Annotated in this window: 19 protein-coding genes; 8 read left to right on the forward strand and 11 right to left on the reverse strand. The window is 73.7% G+C overall.

The features are described from left to right. Positions 1-19 precede the first annotated feature (19 nt). The 11 genes from APR03_RS12740 to APR03_RS12790 form a co-directional block, all read right to left on the reverse strand. Entirely contained in the window at positions 20-4,672 is a 4,653-nt protein-coding gene (locus APR03_RS12740; RefSeq protein WP_253836142.1) for a LysM peptidoglycan-binding domain-containing protein, read from the reverse strand. After that, positions 4,672-5,112 (reverse strand): pilus assembly protein TadG-related protein, encoded by a 441-nt coding sequence (locus APR03_RS12745; RefSeq protein ID WP_253836144.1) that lies wholly within the window; start codon positions 5,110-5,112, stop codon positions 4,672-4,674. Before APR03_RS12745 ends, APR03_RS12740 begins: the two co-directional genes overlap by 1 nt. Further along, complete coding sequence (locus tag APR03_RS12750; protein WP_253836146.1) at positions 5,109-5,507, reverse strand: TadE/TadG family type IV pilus assembly protein; 399 nt, start codon at positions 5,505-5,507, stop codon at positions 5,109-5,111. The genes APR03_RS12745 and APR03_RS12750 overlap by 4 nt, the downstream gene beginning before the upstream one ends. 62 nt (positions 5,508-5,569) lie before the next feature. Beyond that, positions 5,570-5,947 carry a TadE family protein gene (locus APR03_RS12755; RefSeq protein WP_253836148.1) on the reverse strand — a complete coding sequence of 126 codons (378 nt, stop codon included), beginning with the start codon at positions 5,945-5,947 and terminating at the stop codon, positions 5,570-5,572. A 2-nt stretch (positions 5,948-5,949) separates the two neighbouring features. Then, a complete protein-coding gene (locus tag APR03_RS12760) occupies positions 5,950-6,246 on the reverse strand; it encodes a hypothetical protein (protein WP_253836150.1) in 297 nt (98 codons plus the stop codon). Positions 6,247-6,308: 62 nt separating this feature from the next. Then, positions 6,309-7,232 (reverse strand): type II secretion system F family protein, encoded by a 924-nt coding sequence (locus APR03_RS12765; RefSeq protein ID WP_253836152.1) that lies wholly within the window; start codon positions 7,230-7,232, stop codon positions 6,309-6,311. 1 nt (position 7,233) lies between these two features. Further along, a complete protein-coding gene (locus APR03_RS12770) occupies positions 7,234-8,112 on the reverse strand; it encodes a type II secretion system F family protein (RefSeq protein ID WP_253836154.1) in 879 nt (292 codons plus the stop codon). Further along, on the reverse strand, positions 8,109-9,767 hold the full coding sequence (locus APR03_RS12775; protein ID WP_253836156.1) for a TadA family conjugal transfer-associated ATPase: 1,659 nt from the start codon (positions 9,765-9,767) through the stop codon (positions 8,109-8,111). Before APR03_RS12775 ends, APR03_RS12770 begins: the two co-directional genes overlap by 4 nt. After that, on the reverse strand, positions 9,764-10,636 hold the full coding sequence (locus APR03_RS12780; protein ID WP_253836158.1) for a CpaE/TadZ family protein: 873 nt from the start codon (positions 10,634-10,636) through the stop codon (positions 9,764-9,766). Before APR03_RS12780 ends, APR03_RS12775 begins: the two co-directional genes overlap by 4 nt. Positions 10,637-10,639: 3 nt before the next feature. Further along, positions 10,640-11,338 (reverse strand): SAF domain-containing protein, encoded by a 699-nt coding sequence (locus APR03_RS12785; protein ID WP_253836161.1) that lies wholly within the window; start codon positions 11,336-11,338, stop codon positions 10,640-10,642. 502 nt (positions 11,339-11,840) lie between these two features. Next, positions 11,841-12,737, reverse strand: a complete 897-nt coding sequence (locus tag APR03_RS12790; protein WP_253836163.1) for a sigma factor — start codon at positions 12,735-12,737, stop codon at positions 11,841-11,843. 191 nt (positions 12,738-12,928) lie between these two features. On the opposite strand from APR03_RS12790, the gene APR03_RS12795 reads away from it, so the two are divergent. The 8 genes from APR03_RS12795 to APR03_RS25260 all read left to right on the forward strand — a co-directional run bounded on the left by APR03_RS12795 (position 12,929) and on the right by APR03_RS25260 (position 21,999). Beyond that, on the forward strand, positions 12,929-13,255 hold the full coding sequence (locus APR03_RS12795; protein WP_253836164.1) for a hypothetical protein: 327 nt from the start codon (positions 12,929-12,931) through the stop codon (positions 13,253-13,255). Then, positions 13,252-14,394: a conjugal transfer protein gene (locus APR03_RS12800; RefSeq protein WP_253836166.1), complete on the forward strand. Its 1,143-nt coding sequence runs from the start codon at positions 13,252-13,254 to the stop codon at positions 14,392-14,394. Before APR03_RS12795 ends, APR03_RS12800 begins: the two co-directional genes overlap by 4 nt. 19 nt (positions 14,395-14,413) lie before the next feature. Then, positions 14,414-14,698, forward strand: a complete 285-nt coding sequence (locus APR03_RS12805; RefSeq protein WP_253836168.1) for a hypothetical protein — start codon at positions 14,414-14,416, stop codon at positions 14,696-14,698. A gap of 116 nt (positions 14,699-14,814) precedes the next feature. Beyond that, positions 14,815-15,552: a hypothetical protein gene (locus APR03_RS12810; RefSeq protein ID WP_253836169.1), complete on the forward strand. Its 738-nt coding sequence runs from the start codon at positions 14,815-14,817 to the stop codon at positions 15,550-15,552. Positions 15,553-15,558: 6 nt separating this feature from the next. Next, complete coding sequence (locus tag APR03_RS12815) at positions 15,559-18,087, forward strand: ATP-binding protein (protein ID WP_253836171.1); 2,529 nt, start codon at positions 15,559-15,561, stop codon at positions 18,085-18,087. Further along, positions 18,084-20,066 (forward strand): hypothetical protein, encoded by a 1,983-nt coding sequence (locus tag APR03_RS12820; protein WP_253836173.1) that lies wholly within the window; start codon positions 18,084-18,086, stop codon positions 20,064-20,066. The genes APR03_RS12815 and APR03_RS12820 overlap by 4 nt, the downstream gene beginning before the upstream one ends. Next, positions 20,063-20,701, forward strand: coding sequence for a hypothetical protein (locus APR03_RS12825; RefSeq protein ID WP_253836175.1), 639 nt, complete (start codon positions 20,063-20,065; stop codon positions 20,699-20,701). Before APR03_RS12820 ends, APR03_RS12825 begins: the two co-directional genes overlap by 4 nt. Next, complete coding sequence (locus APR03_RS25260; protein ID WP_253836177.1) at positions 20,698-21,999, forward strand: M23 family metallopeptidase; 1,302 nt, start codon at positions 20,698-20,700, stop codon at positions 21,997-21,999. Before APR03_RS12825 ends, APR03_RS25260 begins: the two co-directional genes overlap by 4 nt. Positions 22,000-22,074 lie beyond the last annotated feature (75 nt).

The raw sequence follows: 22,074 nt of genomic DNA on the forward strand, positions 1-22,074 counted from the left end.
CGCCCTGCCGAACCCGGTCTCAGCGCCCCGCGTCCGCCTCCCGGCGCCGTTCCTGCTCGTCCACCTGGGCCAGCAGCTCCTCGGTGTCGGGCTCGGGCTCCATGGCGAGCTGCTCCAGATGGTCGCGCAGCCGGTCGACGAGGCGGCCCACCGCGTCCCGGCGCCCGGAGGCCAGCTCCGCGCGGATCGCGTTGCGCCACGAGCGCTCGTCCACCGGGTCGGCCAGCCGGCCCACCTGGGAGGCGTGCCGGGCCATGGCCACGTCGCCGGCCAGGAGGGCACGCCGAGCGACCTCGTGGGACACGTCCACGACGCCCGACGAGATCGTGTGCATGAGCTGTTCCGCCCACGCGTACTTGCGCAGCGGCACCCCCTCGAACGGACGTCCCCGCACGAGGTCGAGCGCGGCGAGCAGGTCCGCGGTCGGCGTCTGGGCCAGGTCGGGGCCCACGAGGTCGCAGAACCGGTGCCAGTCCGTCGTGACCCCGCGCAGCCGGTAGCCGGCGGACTCGAGGTCGGCCTGGCCGCCGTCGTCCGCGGACCAGTAGCGGGGCAGGTACTCGTACCCCTCGCCGTCCACGCCCAGCCAGCGGCGCGCGCGAGAGACGGCCGAGCGCCGGGTGGCCAGGTTCGGCTCGCGCGTGGGCCACAGGGCCTTCGAGATGTCCGACCCGCGCGACCCCGGGTTGAACGCCAGGAAGGCGATCAGCTCGGTGGCCTGACGCTGGTGCGTGGTCGGCAGCTCGACCCCGGTGGTCCCCGCGAGCTCCACACGGCCCAGCACCCGCACGATCGGGGGTCCGGCCTCCTCGGCAGGATCGACCGGAGCAGAAGCGCCTGACGCCCCGGTGCCCGGTCCCGACGCACCGGGCACGGCCGCCGCTCCCGGGACCACCGGCGTGCCCAGCGGCGGCGTGGCCACGCTCACGGCGGCGGTGGCCCACGGCGAGAACCTCGCCGGGACGCCGCCGGGCGCCGTCGCCGTCGCCCCGCCGCTGACCGGACCCGTCACGTAGCCCGCGGACGGCGTCAGTCCTGCCGGCTGACCGACCGTGACGTCCGAGTCCGCCGCACCGCCGCGGACAACCTCCATGGGGATCTCCTCCAGCGTGGGTTCCGTGCGATCGACCGACCGGCTCCACGTGGGACCCGGCGCGGTCTGGGGGTCGGCCAGCAGAGCCAGGGCCTGCGCGTACGTGGCCGCGTCGAGCTGCTGGGGCCGCACTGCGATGTAGGCCGGCACGAGGATGCCGCGCGTCGTGTCGCCGTTGGTGAGCTCGCCGGTGAGGTCGAGCGCCCACTCCCCGACCTCCGCGCTGGACGTGACGGCCGCGATCCCGACCCCGGGCACTCGCTCGACCAGGCGCTCGAGCGTGGCGCGCTCCACGAGGCCGAGCCGCTCCCCCACCAGCAGGATCTCGGGCGTCCACGCATCCGTGGCCAGCCCGCGGCCGCGGGCGTCCGCGACGGACGCCGCTCCGACCTGCTCGAGCGTGCGGTCGACGTCGGCGGCGCGCGCCTCGAGCTCCCGGATGATCCCTGCCAGGCTCGGCACGTGCCGCACCCGGCCCGTGTCCACCACGCCGGGCAGCTCACCCAGCGCACCCACCACGGTCACCTGCAGGTCGTCCGCCCAGAGGCTGGTCGCGAGCTCGATCGCGAGCGCCGCGAGCGTGGCCTGCGCGGCGGCGTCCGTGCCACGGATGTCGAGGCACGCGAGGTTCTCGAGGTCGACCATGAGGTGGGCGTCCTCGTCGTCGTGCCCGACGGTCACGAGCGCCGGGTACGGCGCCTCGCCGGCCTGGGCCTCGGGCCCGGCCTCCGCGGGCGAGACCTGGACGGCCTCGGTGGCGTCGCCCGCGGCGAGCTGCCAGACGAGCCGGTCGGTCGTGCTCGCCCAGGGCGCCGGCAGGTCGGCGGCGCGGTCGAGGTAGAGCTCGACGAACTCGCCGCTCTTGAGCCGCGCGACGCGCACGCCCGGAAGCGGCAGCCCGCGCTCGCGGTGCCATCGCGCCAGACCGCGCAGGGCCCGGTCCACCTGGCTCCGACCGAAGGGGTCCTCGACGCCGCGCAGCTCGAGCTCGAGCGCACCCGCGGCGGTCTCGGGCCCCGGGACGACGACGGTCTCGCCGGGCACCCGGCTCTTGCGTGCACGACGGCGCTTGACGGCGACGAGCGCGAGCAGCCCCGCCGCGAGGAGCCCGCCCACGCCGGCCGCCGTGCGGACGCCGACGGCCTCGTCGAGGTCGTCGACCGTGTCGCTGACGACGCCGGCCGCGGAGTCGAGCAGGGACGCCCCGCCCTCGGCGGTCGCGGGGGCCGCGGCCGTGGTCGCACCGGCCACGTCGACCGGTTCGAGGTCGTCACGGGAGCCGGCGTCCGGTGCAAGCGCGCTCTCTGCGGGCGCCGCCGACTCGACCACGATCTCCGGGACGTGGTCCTCCGCCACGGGATCGTCGCCGGTCGTCTCGCTCGGCAGCACCCGCTCGGCCGCCCCGCCCGACGTCGCGGACTCCGGCACGAGCGGCGCGGGCAGCTCGGTCAGGCTCTCGGTACCGGGGCCGCCGTCCCCCGCCGGGCCGTTCCCGGTGATGTCGTCCGAGGCGGTCCCGCCGCCCCAGGTCGTGCCGTTGCCCGACGCCGTCTCCCGGGCCGGCTCCTCCGGCTGTCCCTGCGGCAGGAGGTCGTCGGCGATGAGCCCCTCCCAGGGGATCGATCCCTCGGCGCCGCCCTGGCGGGACGACTGGTCGGTCCCGAGGTCGGGCTCGTTCTCGAGGTCCTCCGGGGTGACCGTCTCGTACTGCGGCTTCTCCGGCTCCCGCGGCGCGGACGGCGCCTGCGGGACGAGGTTGCCGTCCGCCGTCTGCTCGGGGGCGGGCTCGTCCCGCTCGGGTCGGTCGAGGCGCGCACCCCCGGTGCCGACGTCGGCCGGGTCGGGTGCGCGACGTTCCTCGACGTCCTGCGGCGGGTCCTCGCGCGGCGCACGCTCCCCGGCGTTCTGCCCCGCACGGTTCGGCTGCTCGGTGGGCGCCTCGCCCGCGGGCCGCTCACCCGCCGGCTGCTCGTCCGTCGGTGCGCCCGGCTCGACCACGTCGTTGCCGGCGCCCCCCGGTTCGGCGATGTCGTCCGGCTCGACCTCGACGGCGCCCTCCGGGGTCACCCCGGTGGACGGCTCCGCCTGCTCGGGTTCCGTCTGTCGTCCCTCGGTCGCCGGCTCCTCGGAGCCACCACGGCCGCCGGCCGCGCCGGCCGCCGACTCGACGGCGCTCGGCTTGCCCGCGTCCGGTCCGGCGAAGAACCTGCCGAGGCCCGACGCCTGCGCCGACCTCTCGGTCTCCGTGGGCCCGTCGGCCGACGGCTCTGCGTCCCCACCGGGTGCCGCCTCGGCGCCGCCCTGCTCCGCCTCGTCGCTCGGGCCTGCCTCGTCGCTCGGGCCTGCCGCGGAACCCGGGTCGACCTCGGAACCCGGCTCGGCCCCGGCCTCAGGATCGGATCCCGGCGCCGCGTCGGATGCTGCCGCGTCCCCGGACTCACCGGTCTCCGGCGCTGCCTCGTCCTCCGGAGCGGCACCCACCCCGCCGTCCTCGTGCGCGGCCTCTCCCGCGCCGGGAACCGTCACGGTCCAGCCCGGGTAGATGAGGTCGGGGTCGGTCAGGCGTCGCCCGTCCGGCTGCTCGGTCGCTTGCGACGCCTCGAAGACGTCCGGGTAGCGGGTCCCGTCACCGAGCTCCTCCTCGGCGATGCCCCACAGGGTGTCGCCGGGCTCGACCACGACCTGGGCGTCCTCGGACCCGGCCTCGTTGCGCACGTCGACCGTGCCCTCCGGGTCGCCGCCGTCCTCGGTCGCGGCACCCGCGGCCTCCGTGCTCTTGGACGGCGCGATCCCGACGGGCTCGTCCCCGCCTGCCGACGTCAGCATCACCGCCGCCTCGGCCGGCAGCCGGAGCACCCAGCCGGGCTCGATCCAGTTCCCGGCGTCGAGGGCGCCGCCGTCGGCCTGCACCACGCCGTAGTTGAGGTCGGCGATCTGCTTGAACTTCGCCCCGTCGCCCAGGGTCTGCTCGGCGATGCGCCACAGGGAGTCGCCCGGCTGCACCGTGTAGGTGGCGGGCGGGGTCTCGGCCGTGGCCTCCGTGGCGGGCCGGGCGGTCGCGTCGGCCGTCTGCCCGACGGCGCCGGACGCCACCGGCGCGGTCGCCACCGTGGCGGTCCGTCCGGCCTCCAGGGGGGTCGTCGCCGCCATCGCGGGCGCGACCGCCGGTGCCGCGACGAGCATCGTGATCACCGCGCCGACGAGGGCGGCCGCGGCGCGCTGCTGCGCCCCGAGCCCTCGGACGTGCGGGGACCCGCGTCCGCGCAGCGCCGCCACGACCTCGATGACGACGGCGACCGCGAACGTCAGCCACGCCACCCACCCGACGACCTTCACCAGGCCGATGAGCACCGAGCCCGTCACGTCCGGGGTGGTGAGCAGCGAGACCACCCGGTCGAGCGAGACGGGTCCCGTCCACACCGGTCCGCCGAACGTCCACAGCCCGACCGGGATCCCGACGACGAGCACGAGCAGCAGCAACGCCGCACCGAGCCCTCTGGCCACGCGTGCGCCCGCGCCTCCCTGCGGTCCGCCGGGCTCGCCGGTCACCGCACGGCCCTGGACTGTCGAGGTGCTCATCAGGGTTCCTCCTGTCCTATCCCGCGGACCGCCCGCGCCTCGGCGTCCGCCGAGACGGTGAGCGAGCTGATTCCGATCAACGTGAGGAAGGTGGTCTTGTAGGTGACCTGGGTGCCGACGGTGACGGTGGCACCGTTGACCCCGGTCACGCCGCCCTGCACGCCCAGCGCGCCGAGCGTCTCCGCGGCGGCCTGCGCCGCGCGGCCCGGATCCACCTCGGGGGGCAGGCCGAGCTGGGCGCGGTCGATCCGGATCTGCTGTGCGGCGGCACGCGCCGCCTGGTCGGCCGCGTACTCGGCCTCGTCCTCGGCGTGCAGCCGACCACCGCCGTCGACCACCAGGCCGATGGCGATGATCAGGGCGGGCACCATGCCCGCGGCGAGGATGTTGATCTCGCCGCGCTCGCGTCGGCCCCGCTCCCGCCCGGCCCCCCTGGTCATGACCGCCCCCGGTAGGCATCGAGCACCGACGTGCCCGTCGCGCTGATGGTCCGTGTGCCGGGCGCACCCGGCAGGCCGAGGTCGCTCAGCGGTACGACGCACTCCACGCGCACCGTGATGGTTCCGACCGTCCCCAGCGGGAGCGCGAACGCGTCGGTCGTCGGTCGTACCGACGTCTGCGCGCACCGCACGCCCGAGTTCGTCAGCGTGGAGGTGGCGGTCGACGTCGCCTGCACGCCGGCGACGTCCGCCGTCCGGCTGATGGAGGCCGCGCGCGCCGCCTCGTTCGCTGCCGACTGCACCACGCCCTCGGCGAGCACGATCCGCCCGGCCATCACCAGGAGCAGCGCGATGAGCAGGAGCATCGGGAAGACGACGGCGGTGTTGATCGCCACGTTCCCGCGCTCCGGATCGGCGGTGCGGCCGGCGGAGCGGCCGTCCGTATGCCGGCCGGCGCTCACGGGGCCACCGCCGACGTGAACCGCTCCACGGGGCCGGTGGCCGACTGCTCGACGCGGAACCCGCGGAAGCCGGGCACGATCGACGGGGCCAGCCCCACCACACGAGCGGTCGCCGTCTCCTGCCCGCGCACCACCGACACGGTCACCGAGGCGAATGCGTCACCCCCGCGCGCGAGCCGCGCCGTCGCCTCGGCGTACCCGGCGTCCACGGTGCCGCCCTCGACCCGCGCGGCCTGCACGGCGCCGTTCGCCACGGACTGGGCCGTGTTCTGCGCGTGGAACCACAGCACGCCCTGCACCATCCCGAAGATGAGCATCAGCACGATCGGGTAGGTGAGGACGGTCTGGATCGAGGTGGCGCCCCGCTCGTCCATCCCTACCCCCCGCCGCCGAGCTGCGCCATGTAGCGGTCGACGAGTCCCTTGATCGCGGCGCCGAGGGCGATGGCGATACCGAGTCCCACCACGGACAGCACCACCACCTCTATGGACTCGAGGCCCGCCTCGTCCTCGCCCGCCCGGTCGGCGTCGAGCCGCCTGCGGAGCTCGGCCGAGCGCTCCGTGAAGCGGGCGTTGAGGTCGTCGACGTGACCGCGCGCCGCGGCGGCACGCAGCGCTGCGCGCGCGACAGCGCGCGACGCCGCCGACCGGCCCTGGCTCAGGTGCTGGTTCATGGTGACTCCTGGGGTGTTGTCGACTTCAACAAATGGGTAAGAACCGCCTCGTGTGACACGGCTCAGGGTGCAGTCTGAAACATAGTGACGCCGATTGGGAAGATGAGCATCAAAAAGTACACAAAGACGGTCATGGTTCCGGGCACCGTCATCCGCACCGTCGCGTCGTGCGCGAGCTGCTGCTCGACGTCGAGCTGCGCGTCCCGCATGGCCGCCGCCTTGGACTGCAGCTGGTCGTGGATCGCCGAGCCCTGCGTGCCCGCGAGCTCCACGATCGCGGCGACCTCGCCGAGCGCGTCCACCTCGACCTCCTCGCCCAGCTCGCGCAGCGCGACCCAGGGCGCCTGTCCCTCCCAGCGGCTCCGTTCGAGGGCCGCGGCGATCCGCCGGAACGGCCACGACCCGGCCACCTGCGCGGCCGCGAAGGTGGCCTGGGTCGCGCCGGCGCCGGAGATGCGCTCGATCGCCAGCAGCTCCAGGTAGGTGGAGACCGCGCGCGCGAACTCCTGCCGGGCCCGCTTCGCCTTGGACCGCGCGTCGAGGTCGGGCAGGAACCACGCCCCGAGGGCGAACAGCAGCGAGACCCCGAACGGCAGCCCGAGCGGCAGCCCCAGGTCGAGCAGGCTGACGCACAGGCCGAGGAACGGGACGGCCACCAGCACGATCACCGTGCCGAGCGCCTTCTCCCCGTAGTGGTCGGTGGCGGTCTTGCCGATCAGGTCGAGGTCCGCGCGCGTGGGCCCCCAGCGTCCGAGCAGCGTGGCGGGCAGCCTGCGCTGCGCCCACGCCCCGAAGATCTGGGTGTACCGCTGCGTCGCGGTGAGCTCGTCGCCCGTGTCCGACACGGTGACGGGCTCGATCCGGTCCTCGCCGCTCAGCCGGTCCAGCGCGGCCTGCAGCCGCGGGGTCGACGGGAGCAGCTCGCGCACCACGAGGAACAGACCGAGTCCGGCGACCACGCCGGTCGCCACTGCCCAGGGCCACATGTCACACCTCCCGCTCGTCGGGCAGGAACCGCGGGATCGGGCGGCCGAGGCTGATCTTGCGCATCCACAGCAGGCACGCCACGTACGCGGAAAACAGGACGACGGCCACGACCTGGCCCAGGGGCGAGTCGTAGCCGTTGAGGTAGCCGGTCAGCGCCGTCCCCACGAGCACCACGAGCGTCACGATGGTCACCCAGCGCACGGTCGCACGGCCGGTGGAGCGCTCCGTCTCGATCTCGCGCCGCGCCTTGGCCTGCGCGGACAGCGACTCGGCGAGCTGCCGCAGCGCGGGCGCCACGGCGCCGGTGCGGTTGTCCGACTCGAGGATCATGGCCGACGCGATCATGTCCGCGGAGTAGTCGTTCATCTCCTCGGCCCAGCGGTACAGCGCGGGCTTGATCGGCTGGCGGGCCTCCAGGCGCGCCACGAGCCGGGCGAGCGACGGCCGTACCGAGGGCGCCGCGCTGTGCAGGGTTGCCGCAATACCTTGCTCCAACCCGACGGCTCCGCCGGACAGCACACCGATGAGCGACCGCACCCACGCGGTCAGGTCCGTGAGCTTCTCCACCTCGTCCGACTGCGTGGTGGTGCGGAACAGCGCGGGCAGGCCCACGAGCAGCACCGGGACGATGAGCACGAGCGACCACCAGCCGGTCACGACGGCGACCACGAGCCCGGCGGCCGCGCCGATCGCCAGGAGCTGGCGCTGGGCGTGGAGCGGTCCACCCGGCGTGAGCCCGAGCAGCCGGAGCAGGCCGTGGAACGGTGGCGTGGTGCGCACCGGTCGCGGCGGCGGCTCGAACTTCTGCGCGCCCACCACGACGAACCACACGCCCAGGCCCAGCGCGAGCCCGGTGAGGACGGCGATGAGCGTGGTCATGCGTGCTCCCACAGCCCGTCGCGATAGTTCAGCAGGCTCGCGTCGAAGCCCTCCGCCTCCAGGTCCGCCAGGAACGACGGTGTCACCTTCGGCACCGCGCGGCCGTCCGGCCCGGGCTCGAACACGTCGGTGATCGCCACCGGGTTGCCCGCCTCGCCGCGCGTCACCTCGATCACCTCGGAGACGTACCGCGTGCGCCGGCCGTCCGGCCCCACGTCGACCCGCAGGAAGACGATGAGGTCGATCGACTGCGCCACCTGCCGGTAGGCGTAGGTCTCCGAGAGCGTCGAGTCCTGCACGGCCATGCCGACCAGGCGTTCGACGACGTCGCGCGCGCCGTCGGCGTGCACCGTCGACAGCGAGCCGTTGCCCATCTGCATCGCCTGGAACATGGACACGATCTCGGGGCCACGCACCTCGCCCACGATGACGCGGGAGATGTTGTGCCGCAGCGACTCGTACACGTTGACGTTGGTGTTGATCTCGCCCACGCGACGCCCGGACGTGTTCATCTCGCCCGAGCCCTCGCGCGTGCGCAGCGCCACGACGCGCTTGTGCTTCTCGGGCTCGAGGTGCAGGTAGAGCTCGTAGTCGGTCTCGATCGTGGCGATGGACTCCCACGGGTCCAGGCCGGCGCAGAGCGCGCGGAGCAGCGTCGTCTTGCCGCTGCCCTGACCCTGGCCCGAGACGACGATCGACTTGCGGGCCCGGACCGCCGCGGTGAGGAACTCGGCCAGCACCGTGTCGACCGTGTCGTTGCGCCGCAGCAGCTCCAGGTCCACCGACTGCAGGCGCTGGAGGCGGATCGTGACGCGCGGCCACGGCACCACCCAGCCCACAGCGGCCAGCCGGACCCGGCCGGGCAGGTCGAGGTTGAGGAACGGGTTGGCGCGGGTGAACGACCGCTCGTTGGCCGGGTCGCGCGCAGCGAGGAACTGCAGGAAGTCGATGAGCTCCGCGTCGGAGTCCGCGATCGGTTCCGCGTACGTGCGCCGGCCGTCGCCCATCAGCAGCAGTACGGGCGCCGTGCCGGTGATCTCGATGTTCTCCACGTCGGGCGTGTCGATGAGCGGCTGCAGCCGGCCCAGGCGGAACAGCGCGTCGAACAGCGCACGCGTGACCTCGACCTGGTACTCGGTGGTCCAGTTGCGCTGGCCGCCCGAGAGCAGGGCGTCGTTGTGGTCGCGGACCACCTGCTGGATCAGCTCCTGACCCAGCGCCTCCCGCTGCTCCTCGTCCAGCTCGCGCGTCGAGAGTGCCGTGGTGAGCCGCGACGAGACCTCGCCGCGCAGGCTGTTGACCTGACGCCAGAACTCGGCGTCCCGCAGCCGGGGGTTGCCGGGCTGGCCGTGATAGTCACGCCCCGCCCGGGCCACGGCCCCGACCCAGGGCGAGGCCCCGTTGCCAGACGGCGTCCCGCCTCGCCCGGGTGCACCGGGCCCCGCGGGCGGAGCCTGGCCACCCCCGGGAGGAGCCTGGCGCGGGACAGCGGCCTGCTCCGTCGTCGCGGTCCAGGTGTTCTGCGGCGCCGCCGGGCGCCGGTCCGGCCCCGCACCACCGCCGGTGCCCGGCGTGCGCCGGGGCAGGACGGGCGGCTGCTCGGGGTCGTGGAAGATCGGCAGCGAGGACAGGTCAGGGAACTCCGGTGTGCTCATGCGTCCCGCCCCCCGTTGCCCCGCCAGGGACCGGCCTGCACCGCGGTGGACCCGGTGCGTGGGCCCACGCCGTCGCGCGGGCCGGTCGAGAAGCGGGCCCGCCGCTTCTCGATGCGGTCCTGGATCCGCGAGATCACGGGACCGGCGGACCGCACCAGCGGCGACGCCGGGTACCGGCGGCCGGCCGGCGAGCCCACCGACAGCACCTCCGCGTTGACGGGGTCCCAGGCCAGCGAGCCGACGGTGCCGAGCCCGAGCGTGCGGGCGATCTCGTTGGCGTCGTACGGGCGGCCCGGCCCGATGGTCAGGACGGCGAGGTTGGTGAGGTCGCGCGCGGCGGCGTCGATCACCGAGGTACGGGACTTGACGAGCTCCCGGGTGACCGCGATGTCGGGCAGCCGCGAGCCGGTGGTGACGAGCACCTGGTCCGCGAGCCGCACGATCGGCTCACGGTCCTCCCGGACGACGCCGCCCGTGCCGAGCCGGCCGAGGTCGACCAGCACGTCGATGCCGCCGCGCTCGAGCGCGACGAGCTGGTTGGCGAGCGGGCCCCAGAGGTTCGCGACCGCCGGAGCGGTGTGCGGGCTGACGATCCCGGGCAGCAGCTTCTTGTCGGCGTCGTCACGCACCAGGGGCAGGGTCTGCTCCCAGAAGGCGGACTCGAGGTCTCCGTGCGAGTGCGCGATGGCGAGCTGCTGCAGGCCCCGGTCGTGGGGCAGCTGGCCGCGGAAGTACCCGGCCAGGATCGACGCCCCGGCGAGGTCCGCCTCCACGAGCAGCACGGGCCGGGGCCACTGGAGCGCGAGCACGAGGGCGGCCGTGGTCGTCCCGGGGGAGCCCTTCGCGTTGGCGAGGGCGACGAGAGCCATGACTCAGCCCTGCCCGGTGGAGTCGAGCACGAGGGCGACGCGACCCGTCGCGGCACGGGCCGCGAGCGCCGCGGCGTTCGACGACGCGACGCGCACGTCGACCACCTTCTGGTCGCCGACGGCCGTGTCCGTGGGTGGCGAGACCACCGTGGCCGCGATGGTGAACGGCGCCTGGGCGGGAGGTTCGCCGCCGGCGGCCGGCGTCTCGACGATGCGGACGGAGTCCCCGGCGCGCAGGGCCTGCAGCGGCATCTGGCTCGGCGTGAGAGCGATGCCGACGACCGACTGGCCGGCCGGTGGCTCGAGCTCGTCGGCGGTACCCGACCTGGTCAGGAGCTGACCCTTCTTGAGGTCGGCCGTCGCGACCTTGCCCACGTACTCGTCCATCTGGTCGGCGCGGACCGGTTCGAGCGAGGACGGCGTGATGGGCAGCTCGACGACGCCCAGGTCGGAGGGCGTGATCACGGAGCCGCGGGAGACGTCGTTCGTGACCGCGAGCGCCTCGTAGGTCTGGCCCAGCGTGCTGACCAGGTACACGGCGGCGAGCACGCTGAGGGCGACGAGGGCGAGGCCGAGCGCGATCAGGGCGGGGCGGCGGCGGGCACGCGTGGGCTTGAGCGGCCCGGGGGGTGCGGGTCGCTGGGGTCTCGTCGCGGACCGCGCCTGCTGGTCCTGGTTCGCGACCTTCGTGCCACTGCTCACCGTGCCGTCTCCTCCGAACCCGTCGGCGGAGTCCGCGTCGGGTGACCCCGGTGCGGGTCCCGTCGCGGTTCCCTTGCGTGCGCCTGTCTCCACCGTGCTCCTGCCCGTGCCGACCGAGGGTCTCCTGCGGGCGCCACGCATGTGACACCGCAGGTAATCCTCGACCACGCAGGCCGACCCGGCAGGTTGAACGCTAATCAGCGTCAGGTTCGTACGCCAGGTCAAGGAGACTTCAAAGTTGTGGAGATGGCTTGAATATTGAGTGACTCTCCAACGATCTTCCGCTGACGAGCCGATACCACAGCTGTGGTGTTGACTTCGCAGGTCAGGCCGTGAGAAAAGCCTCCCGCACGGCGGGCCTCACGGACAAATCACTCGTCTGACCTCGGCGTTCGCCCTGCGGACCGGCCCGTACAGAACGAGAGGGCCCCGCTGGCGGTGGGGCCCTCTCGCGATGAGTCGGACTTCGGTCGGCTTCAGGGCGTCACGCACCCCCCAGTGCTCAGCCCGTCGGCCGCCCTCGTCCCTCACCGTCCCGTTCGCCCGGCTGTCCCCCAGACAGACCACCGGACTGAACGGCTTCCGCCAGCCGTCGCACTGCGCGACTCGCCCGCTGGCGCAAGGCTGCGTGCGAGAGGCCCAGCTCCTGGGCCACCCGCCGCTGATAGTTCCCGCGACCCGAGCCCAGCTCGGCGTACTCGGGGAGATCGGGGTCCGGCGCGTACAGCCGCGCCAGGAGCGCGGACTCCTCCGGCGTCAGTGCGCCCTGGTCGAGACCCCACGCGATGACGTCGAGCACCTCGCCCGTGGTACCGAGCGAGAAGCTCGCGAGCGAGTAGACGGCATCGGGCCGCGGCTCGGGTGGGGTCGGCTGCTCCAGGACGGTCAGCGTGGTCGTGTCGGTGGGGATCTCCGCGACGCGCGGCCCGCGGCTCACCCGGCCGCCCTGCGCGTGCGGCGCACGGTCGCCGACGACGCGCGTCAGCGTGTGCCCCTGCAGCCGCATCGCCACCCGGCTGCTGCGCTCGAGGTCGTAGTGGGTGATCGCGTCCCACATGGCGGCGGCGGCCTCCTGCTCGAGGTCCTGCACGTCCGGGTAGTGCCGGCGTGACCGGCGGACGATGGCGCGCACCGCCGGCAGCATGCACTGCAGCACCGCCCGCCCCGCCGCGAAGCTGCCGCGCGCGTGCTCGACGATGAGGGCATAGAGCACCTCGTCGGCGTCTGCGGGGGCGAGCCGCACGGTGTCGCCGCTGCGCAGGCCCGCCAGCTGCGGGAACCGCGCGACGAGCCGCTCGATCTCCGTGGCGAACGACCGCGTGCGGACCAGGTCGGCCCAGTCGTGGTCGAGCTCTCGCATCAGCGTCCCGGACGCCGGTGCGGGCATGCGTGCAGGCATGGCGGTTCCCCCCTCCGTTCAGCCCCGAGTCCATCCCCGGGGTGTTGCCCGCCACTGTTGCCCGCTGACTTTGCATGTATGTGACCTGCGTCACAGTGCTTGAAAACCCGGCCATCACCGATGTCACACGAACTCGTCACCTGCCATTTGTGATCGGCAGACGCAAGAGACGGAGAAACGGGAGAGGCGAGATGAGCAAGGAAGAGCTCGACCAGGCGCCCGGCGCCGGACTCGGCAGCACCGACCTCGGCAGCGCGGGCGTCCGCAGTGCGGACCCTGATCCGGACTTCGACCACACGTGGTCCCTCCTGCGGGACACCGCGGAGGTGCACGCCGCCCGCGGTGAGCTGGCCCCCGTGGTGGCCGACATCATCGCGACCCTCACCGCGGACCCGCTCGGCGACGAGGACACGACGACCCGCCTCACCGAGGCGCTCGAGAGCCCCCGTGTGCGCAGCGCGCGCGAGGCCCGGGCACGCATCCAGGCGGACCTGCAGAACGAGGTGCGGACCCGATGAGCTCGCTCCTCGTCCGTCGGCGCGGCAAGAAGGCCGCCGCACCGGCAGAGCTGCCCGCCCCGGCGGACGGCACCTCCGGCGTGGGCGGGGCCCGCACCGCCGGATCCGGCCGGCCCGCGACGCCCCCCTCGTCGTCGGCCGGCGGGGCGGACCACGGCGACGCTCCCCCTCAGGTCGTGGAGTGGTCCAACGGCCCCGCGCTGGTGACCAAGGCCTGGGGCGCGCTGCTCGCCCTCGCCCTGCTGGCCGGGCCCGCCGCCCTCGCGTGGACCCTGCTGCGCCCCGAGCCGGCGCCCGTCGCGGCGAGCGCCGGACCCGCCGACACCGCCGCTCAGGCGGCCGCGAACGAGCGTGCCGTCGAGCTCGTGGAGACCTGGCTGCGGGCCGACAAGGACGACCAGCAGCTGCTCGCCTCCCTGACCAGCGCACCGGTCGGCACTCTCCCCCAGGAGGGCCTGACCATCCGCGACTCGTCGGTCGCGCAGAGCGAGGCCGCCGAGGACGACGTCTGGTCGGTGACGGTCGGGGTCGACGTCGCGGAGCCCGCACCCGGCTCGACACCGCCGCCCGCGGATCAGGCCCAGGGCGAGCAGGCGGAGGTGCCGCTCGTCTGGGTGCGCCGCTACTTCCAGGTGCCCGTGCTGGTCCAGAGCACCGAGACCCGGTACTCCGGCCCGGACCTGGCCGTGGCCGCCCTGGCCCTCCCCTCCCCCGTCCCGGGGCCCGCGGCCGCCGAGCCGCCGGACCTGGACTACTCCGAGACCATCTCGCCGACGTCGGCCGCCGGCCAGTCCGTGGCCGGGTTCCTCGCGGCCATGGTCGCGGGCGACGGCGAGATCACGCGCTACCTGCGCCCCGGCACGGCCGTCTCGGCGATCACCCCCGCCCCGTACGCGGCCGTGGCCGTGACCGGCATCAAGGGTTCGCACGAGGTCGCCGAGGACCCTGCCGACAACGAGGGCACGCACGCCCTGACCACCGTCGAGCTCACCCGGCTCGACGGCCAGAAGACCACCTCCCAGTACGTCCTCACGCTCGTCGCCCGCGACGGGCGCTGGGAGGTTGCCGGCGTCGAGCCGGCCGTCCGTATCGACACGACACCATCCGGCACGAACGGCTCCGGCACCGCCGGGGAGTAACGAAGCGAAGGAGAGCACCATGATCAACGAGATCGTTATGGCCGACGGCTTCCTCGACCTCATCACCGTCAAGTCCGAGGAGGTGAAGAGCGCCATCGAGTCGGTGACCTTCGTGGTCGTCATCCTCATGGTCGTCATCACCGCCGTGAAGACCAAGATGTCGATCGCGGCGATCCTCATGTCCGCGATCGTCGGCGGCATCGTCCTCTGGCTCGTGAACGGTGGCATCAACGTCACCTCGGAGCTGGCGCGCGACGAGTTCGACTCCGCCCCGGCGATCGTGAACACGCAGACGGTCCTCTGACCCAGGGGGCGCACGGACGAGCACGCAGTCAGACACATGGGCATGGCGCTGGGGGCAAGGCACAGGGTTCGGCCGGGCGCGTTCGCGTGCCCGGCACGTGGTGAGGAGGGTGTCCGGTGACCGAGACCGCGAAGTTCTACACGAAGGCCCGTCGCATCCCCATGCTGGTGGGGAAGCTGCCCAGCGGCGGGCGCATCTGGGGTGGGCCGTACACCATCACCCAGGTGGGGGCGGGCGCCGTGGTGGCGTTCACCCTGTGGCAGACCGCACCGCTGTGGGCCCGGCTGGGCGGTTTCATGAACATCGTGGTCGCGGTGGGGCTGGTGGTGGGCACCGTCTGGGCCACCGGCAAGCTGCCGAGCTCCGGCCGCAACCCCGTCGCGTTCGTCATGGACGCCATGAACCTGACCTCCAGCCCGGGCCGCCTCGTGGGTGGGCAGGTCGCTCTCCCGAAGCCGCGGCTGATGACCCACCGGGTCATGGTCGTCGTCCCGACGTCCGGGGCGGCTCCCGCGCGGTACGCCGAGCCCGTCGTCCGCCCCGCCCCGGCACCCGTCGCGGCCCCTCTCGCTCCCGTACCCACCGAGCTCCTGCCCGAGCTGACCGCGCGCGGTCCGGCCGACGCCACCGTCGAGGGCCGGCGGCTCGACCCCCGAACCGACCCGCAGCCGACGGCCCGACCCGCCCCGCGTCCCGGACAGCGGTCACCCGCCGACTGGGCCGCGGCAGCCGCCGCTGCCGCGGCGGAACGCCGCCGGACCGAGCTCACCGGCGTGGGCGAGCTCCTCGCCGGCCGCGCCGGGGACACCGCGCACGACGACCGCACCGACCAGCCGACCCCGCGAGAGGACTGAGCCCTCATGCTGAGCCACATCTCGGCCCTGACCGACGGCCTCATGTGGACCCGCACCGGGACCGTGTGGGCGGTCTGGCGCGTGTCCCCCGTGCCGTACGCGTTCCAGCCGGACGACAAGAAGCACGCCGCCCGGCGGCACCACACCGCGCTCTACCGCGCGCTGCGCGGCGAGTCGCTGCACCTCGGCCTCACGGCGGCCACCGACCCGGCGTCCGTGGTGCTGGCCATGATCGAGGGTGTCGACCTGGCGGAGCGCGAGGCGTGGGCCGCGGAGTGCGAGGCCACCCTCGACTTCCTGGAGCAGATCCCGATCGGCCGGCGCGTGCACTGGATCGCGGCGCCGCTGGCCAACCCGGGCGCCAAGGCGTTCCTGGAGCCGCTGCGCGCGAGCTGGACCTCGCTGCAGGACACGCTGATGATGCCGCGCTCGGTGCCGGGCCGGCACGCCGTGGGCGAGCGGGCCGCACAGGCGGAGGCACTGCGCAAGGAGATGCCGAGCGCGTTCGACCCGCGGCCGGCGACCGTGGCGGAGATGGCCTGGATGTTCGGCCACGCGATGCAGCGCGGCCTGGGCATCGACACCGCCGTGCCGGTGGACGGGTCGCTCGACGCCGAGATGCACCTGTCCGGCCCGTCGGTGCTGCCGTCCTCCCTGGTGGACCCCGCCGGGCAGACCGACTCGGAGAAGAAGCTGGGCCCGCTGCAGATCCTGAAGCGGCCGTACGTGAAGGTGCTCGACCCGGCGAACCCCGAGCTCGCGTCGTACCAGACGACGCTCGTGGTGAGCGACACGCCGTCGGGCGGCATCGTGTACCCGGGCTGCGAGTGGATCGGCCGCGTCGACGAGTCGGGTGTGCCCTGCGACTGGGCGATCCGCATGACCGTGCGCTCCCGCGACGAGGTGACCAACCGCAACCGCCGGGCCGTGCGCACCCTGAACGACCAGTTCGACCAGCGCTCAGAGGAGGAGCGCGCCGGCTCGTCCCTGGACACCACGGCGCGGGCGCTGGGCGAGTACCAGGCGGTCATGGACGCCGACGAGCTCGAGGTGGAGGTCGACGCCACCACGATGTTCACGGTCTCGGGCCACACCCCGGAGCAGGCGCTGGACGACGCCCGCGACCTGACCAAGTACTTCGCCGCGATGCAGTTCGCGCTGCGCACCGACCCCACGATCCAGCCGACGCTCTTCGAGGCCACGCTGCCCGGCATGCCGACCCCGCGTGCCGTGCGCGAGTACTCGCAGATCACGACGGCACGGGCGTTCTCCGCGGCGGTGCCGTTCGCGACCACCGAGCTGGGCGACACGTCGGGCTCGCTGTTCGCGCTGGAGATCTCGAACGGGGCGGCCCGGCCCAACCCCGTGTTCGTGAACCTCGCGGGAGCCACCGACAAGCTCGACGTCGCGCTCGCCATGGGGTTCGTGGGCGAGCTCGGCTCCGGCAAGTCGGTCAGCATGAAGACCGTGGCGATGGACAACGTCGACATGGGCGCCACGCTCATGGCGGTGGACCACACCGAGATGGGTGAGTGGGGTATCGCCGTGTCCGAGATCCCGGGATCGCAGGTGGTCGAGATCTCCGAGGACGCCCGGGTGTCGATCGACCCGCTGCGGATCCTGCCCCCGGCGCAGGCCCCGCGCGTGGCCCGCGCCTTCCTCACCGTGCTGCTCTCCGTGCAGACCAAGTCGGAGCAGAACGTGCTGCTGTCCAAGGTGCTCCAGACGGAGTACATGTGGCGGCACGAGATCACGTCGCTCGGCTCCCTCGCGCGCCACCTCGAGCAGGACTGCGAGTACCCGGGCGCCCGGATGCTGGCCGACGAGATGCGGATCTTCTCCGAGCTCGACTTCGGCCGGGCGCTGTTCGACGACTCGCTGCCGCCGCTCGACCTGACCTCGCCGGCGATCGTGCTGCACACGCACAAGATGCAGCTGCCCTCCAAGGCCGACATGGAGCACGGGCACCTGTTCGCCGAGCTCAAGGCCGAGAAGGTGTTCGGCCGGGCCACGTTCGCGCTCATCGCCGCGCTCGCCCGGTACCGCTGCTTCGCGGACCGCTCCCGGCTCGACATCTTTGCCGCCGACGAGGCGTCGAAGACGATGTCGTCGCCCGAGGCTGCCGAGGAGATCGGCACGTTCATCCGGGACGGCCGCAAGCACAAGGCCGCACTCCTGCTCGGCAGCCACGACGCCGAGGAGGACTTCGGCAACGAGGTGGTGCGCGGTCTCATCCCGTTCCGGGTGCTGCTGCGCCACCGCGACGCCAACCTGGCGCGCCGCGGCCTGCGCTGGCTGCACGGCCTGCCCGTCGACGCACCGGTCGACGAGGGCCTGGTCAAGCTGGTCACCGAGGGCACGGCGCCGGTGCTCGACGCGTCCGGTGTGCCCGAGGAGCGACGCGGCGAGTGCCTGATCCGGGACTTCCAGGCCCGGTACGGCCGGGCCAAGGTCATGGCGCCGCTCGTCGAGAAGCGTGCGGTCACCGTCAAGACGACGCCGACGAGCTCCACGGGCGCGGTGATCGGGGCATGATCGGGCTGACGCCCCTCCAGGCCGCCGATCCGCAGGGCGGGCTGAACCTGGAGGACACGCACGGCGTGGCCGTGGACCGGTTCATGCTCCAGTGGGACACGGGCTCGCCGTGGAACCCGCTGAACGTCGACTCGGAGATCTTCTCCACCCTCGCCGGCATGTTCTGGGTCTGGTACCGGGACATGGTCGCGGTCCAGATCTGGGTGCTCGACTGGGTGCTCGGCATGGACTGGCTGGGCTACATCCTGGCTCCCCTGGCCGGTCTGAGCATCATCATCCAGGGCATGATCGCGCAGATCGGCCTGCTCAACCTGATGCTCATCATCCTGGCGTTCGTCGTGGGGTTCTGGCTGCTCAAGGGCCGGTACGCGGGCGGTTTCATGGAGCTGCTCATCGGCTGCGTGATCGCGGCCCTCGCCACCACCTTCCTCGCCAACCCGATGGCGACCATCGGCGGCGACCAGGGCGTGATCATGCAGTCACGCAACGCCGGCATGGACATCGCCACCGGATTCGCGACCGAGGGCGCGTCGTTCCAGCGCGACTCCACGGTGATCCGCGACGGCCTCAAGGGCCAGCTCGTGAACACCCTGCTGCGCGCACCCCACCAGATCATCAACTACGGCTCCGTCATCGACGGCACGGGCTGCGAGGACACCTACACGGAGTCCGTGGGCCGCGAGAACGCGGTCGACGCGATCGGCGGCTGCGACGACGCCTACCAGGAGGCGGCCTCGACGGTCGACGCCGGCACCGTCGTCTCCACGCTCAGCCTGCTCACCACGGGGTTCGTGTTCCTGCTGCTGTCCGTGGTGATTGTCGGCGGCACCATCTTCGCCGTCCTGCTGCTGGGGTGGTCGGCGATCAAGCTGCTGTGGCAGCTCCCGGTCGGCGTCATCTCGAGCGGTACGCGGGCGCAGCTGTTCCGCACGTTCGCGAGCGTGGGCTTCGGGTGCATCCTCGTCGCGATGGCGACGATGTTCCTGGTCGCGTGGATGAAGATGCTGCTCGGCTTCTACGACGCCACGAGCGGCCTGCCGTTCCTCGTGCGGCTGTACCTCTTCAACACGCTGGTCATCGCGGGCGCCGTGTTCTACGTGCTCATGGGCGCGAGCGTGCGGGCGGGCCTGCGCGGCCTGGCCGACAAGCTCGCCGCCGCGGGCGTCCCGTCGCAGGTGGGCGAGCCCGCCGCGATGCCGTGGGACGGCTCGGCGAAGTGGCGCGAGCGGTACACCAAGGCCAAGGAGTGGGCCGGCGTGGGCCTCGGCCCGGCTCCGGTCAAGCCGCACGAGAGCGTCGTCGACACCGACCGGGTCGACTCGGGACCCGCCGCCATGGACGGGACACCGCCCGGCGGGTCGGTCGCGGGCGGCGCGGTCGCGGGCGGGGTCGCCGGTGCGGCGGCCGGCCAGGCCGCGAGCGCCGGCAACGACAACGCGACCCAGCCCATCCCGGTCGACGGGGGCACCGGGCGGGACGGCGCTGCTGCGCCGGGCAACGCGTGGACCGCCGCCGCCCGCTCGGTGCAGGACGGGCCCGGCGGCGGTCGTGCCGCCGGCGGGGCCGACCAGCCGGTCGAGGGCGCGAACGTGGGCGAGAAGCCGTCGAACGAGCCGGCGCCGCACCTGCCGCCCACGGCCGGTGAGCGCCTCACCGACCGGTTGGGCAGCGCGGGCCGCGCCGGCACGTCGGTGGCGCTCCAGGCGGGCGCGATGGTGGCGAGCGGCGGTACGTCGGCCGCGGCCGTCGGTGCGTCACGGGCGTTGTCGGTGGTGCGCAGGACCGGTCAGGCCAAGCAGGTGCTCGCCGCGGTGCGTGGCCTCGGGCAGCGGGGTGAGCGGTCGCAGAGCGCGGCCCGCCTGGCCGCCTCGCTGAACGCGGCCCGGCAGCCCGGTGGCGCGCCGCAGACCGGTCCGCAGCCGTCGGCGATCGTGCACAACCCGGGCCGCCGGCAGATGCGGGGGCTGGGCCGCTCATGAGACGTGCAGTCGTCGTCGTGCTCACCGTGGTCGTGCTCGCGATCGGGACCTGGATCGGCTGGCCGCGCGAGGGCGGTCCGGTCGACCCCTCCGCGCCCGACGCCGGTGTGGCCGCGCCGGGTGGCCAGGACGAGTTCGGCGGCCCGGACGCGTCGGCGGACGACACGCCCGCCGCGGGTGGGCAGGTCACCGGGCCGGTGGACGAGCCGGTGGACGGCGAGCCCGCGGCGGGCGACCCGGCGGTCGAGGTCACGGCCGAGCCGGAGTTCGACGAGACGGCCCCGAGCACGCCGGTCGAGGCCACGTGGGACGACACGGTGCGGACGGCGGCCCTCGACGCCGCGCGGGCGACGATGACGGCGTTCGCGGCCACCGACCAGGACGCGGACGCCTGGTGGGACGGTCTGGAGCCGCTGCTCACGCCCCAGGCGCGACCGGTCTACCAGGACGTCGACCCGCGGCTCGTGCCCGTCACGCAGGTGACGGGCGACCCGGAGGTCACGGACGAGACGTCGACGCTGCTGGCTGAGGTCGCGGTACCCACGGACATCGGCCCGTACACGGTGCTCCTGACGCGGGCCGACGGCGCGGCGCCGTGGCTCGCCGAGCAGATCAGGCCCCCGGAGGGGTCGTGAGCACGCGGGATGCCGTGGGGCTGGCGGCGCGTGCCGCGCGGACGGCGGCCGGGTCCCGGCGTGGTCGGCGCGACGGTCGGCCCGGGCGGGACACCACGACACGACGGGCCGTGATCGTGCTCGCCGTGCTGATGGCGGCCGTGCTGGCGGTGCCGGCGGCGGTGGTCGCGATGGTCGTGCTCGTGGGTGGTGCCGTGAGCGAGAGCCGTTCCGGCAACGACTGCAGCATGTCGGCGTCGGTCGTGCCGGCCGGGGGCCAGGCCACGTCCGCCGGCGGATTCACCGCGGAGCAGCTGGGGAACGCCTCGGTGATCCTGCAGGTGGGCCAGGAGCGTGGCGTGCCGGGCCGGGCCCAGGCGATCGCCGTCATGACGGCGCTGGGCGAGTCGGGCCTGCGGAACCTCTCCTACGGCGACGACCGGTTCGGTGTGCGCAACCCGGACGGCACGCTCACGTCGTCGATCGGCATGTTCCAGGAGCAGAAGTGGTACGGCACGGTCGAGGAGCGGCTCGACCCGGTGCAGTCGTCCGGCCGGTTCTACGACCGGCTGCTCGCGGTCACGGGCTGGGAGACGCTGGAACCGACCATCGCCGCCCACAAGGCACAGCGCAACGCCGACCCGTACCACTACCAGAAGTACTGGGACCAGGCGCTGCGGGTGATGCAGCTCGTCAGCGGCGCCGACGAGCAGGACCTCGAGGCGCTGTCCCGGTCCATCCAGGGCGCCGCGGCCGGGGCACCGTGCATGACCGGCTCGATCAGCCAGGCCGCCGTGAGCGCGGGCGGCTGGGCGAACCCCGCCGTCGGCACCAAGGCGTCCGGGTTCGGGCCCCGGAACACCGGGATCGCCGGGGCGTCGACCTACCACCTGGGCCAGGACATCGCCGCGTCGTGCGGCACCCAGGTGTTCGCGGCCGCGGCCGGGCGGGTCGTGATCTCCGGCGCCACGGGCTGGGGCACCGGCAACACGATCCGCATCGAGCACGGCCTGGGTCTCGACTCGACCTACGGGCACCTGCTCACGGGCACCAACCTGGTCCGGGTCGGCGACGTGGTGCAGGCCGGGCAGCAGATCGCCTCGATGGGCGGTGACTCCCGCATCGACCCGGCGGGCGCAGGCACGTCGTCGGGCTGCCACCTGCACTACGAGGTGCGGATGAACGGGCAGGCCGTGGACCCGGAACCGTTCATGGCCCAGCAGGGCGTGACGCTCGGCGTGGCCGCACCGGTCACCGAGTCGGTGGCCCCGGACGACGCCGAGGAGCCGGCCGGCCCTGCGGACGCCGCAGGGCGCTGACCGACCGCGACCGATGATTTCCGCGTCCCTCGGACGTCGAAGAAAACAGTTCGCGGTCGTCCTCGGGAATATCGC

The sequence above is a fragment of the Promicromonospora thailandica genome (genome assembly GCF_024171955.1).
GTDB lineage: Bacteria > Actinomycetota > Actinomycetes > Actinomycetales > Cellulomonadaceae > Promicromonospora > Promicromonospora thailandica.

Coding starts and splice junctions, on each gene's coding strand:
- APR03_RS12770 (WP_253836154.1), bottom strand. CDS start 8,112: ATGACCACGCTCATCGCCGTCCTCACCGGGCTCGCGCTGGGCCTGGGC.
- APR03_RS12820 (WP_253836173.1), top strand. CDS start 18,084: ATGATCGGGCTGACGCCCCTCCAGGCCGCCGATCCGCAGGGCGGGCTG.
- APR03_RS12790 (WP_253836163.1), bottom strand. CDS start 12,737: ATGCCTGCACGCATGCCCGCACCGGCGTCCGGGACGCTGATGCGAGAG.
- APR03_RS12760 (WP_253836150.1), bottom strand. CDS start 6,246: ATGAACCAGCACCTGAGCCAGGGCCGGTCGGCGGCGTCGCGCGCTGTC.
- APR03_RS12805 (WP_253836168.1), top strand. CDS start 14,414: ATGATCAACGAGATCGTTATGGCCGACGGCTTCCTCGACCTCATCACC.
- APR03_RS12795 (WP_253836164.1), top strand. CDS start 12,929: ATGAGCAAGGAAGAGCTCGACCAGGCGCCCGGCGCCGGACTCGGCAGC.
- APR03_RS12765 (WP_253836152.1), bottom strand. CDS start 7,232: ATGTGGCCCTGGGCAGTGGCGACCGGCGTGGTCGCCGGACTCGGTCTG.
- APR03_RS12755 (WP_253836148.1), bottom strand. CDS start 5,947: ATGGACGAGCGGGGCGCCACCTCGATCCAGACCGTCCTCACCTACCCG.
- APR03_RS12740 (WP_253836142.1), bottom strand. CDS start 4,672: ATGAGCACCTCGACAGTCCAGGGCCGTGCGGTGACCGGCGAGCCCGGC.
- APR03_RS12800 (WP_253836166.1), top strand. CDS start 13,252: ATGAGCTCGCTCCTCGTCCGTCGGCGCGGCAAGAAGGCCGCCGCACCG.
- APR03_RS12815 (WP_253836171.1), top strand. CDS start 15,559: ATGCTGAGCCACATCTCGGCCCTGACCGACGGCCTCATGTGGACCCGC.
- APR03_RS12825 (WP_253836175.1), top strand. CDS start 20,063: ATGAGACGTGCAGTCGTCGTCGTGCTCACCGTGGTCGTGCTCGCGATC.
- APR03_RS12775 (WP_253836156.1), bottom strand. CDS start 9,767: ATGAGCACACCGGAGTTCCCTGACCTGTCCTCGCTGCCGATCTTCCAC.
- APR03_RS12780 (WP_253836158.1), bottom strand. CDS start 10,636: ATGGCTCTCGTCGCCCTCGCCAACGCGAAGGGCTCCCCCGGGACGACC.
- APR03_RS12745 (WP_253836144.1), bottom strand. CDS start 5,112: ATGACCAGGGGGGCCGGGCGGGAGCGGGGCCGACGCGAGCGCGGCGAG.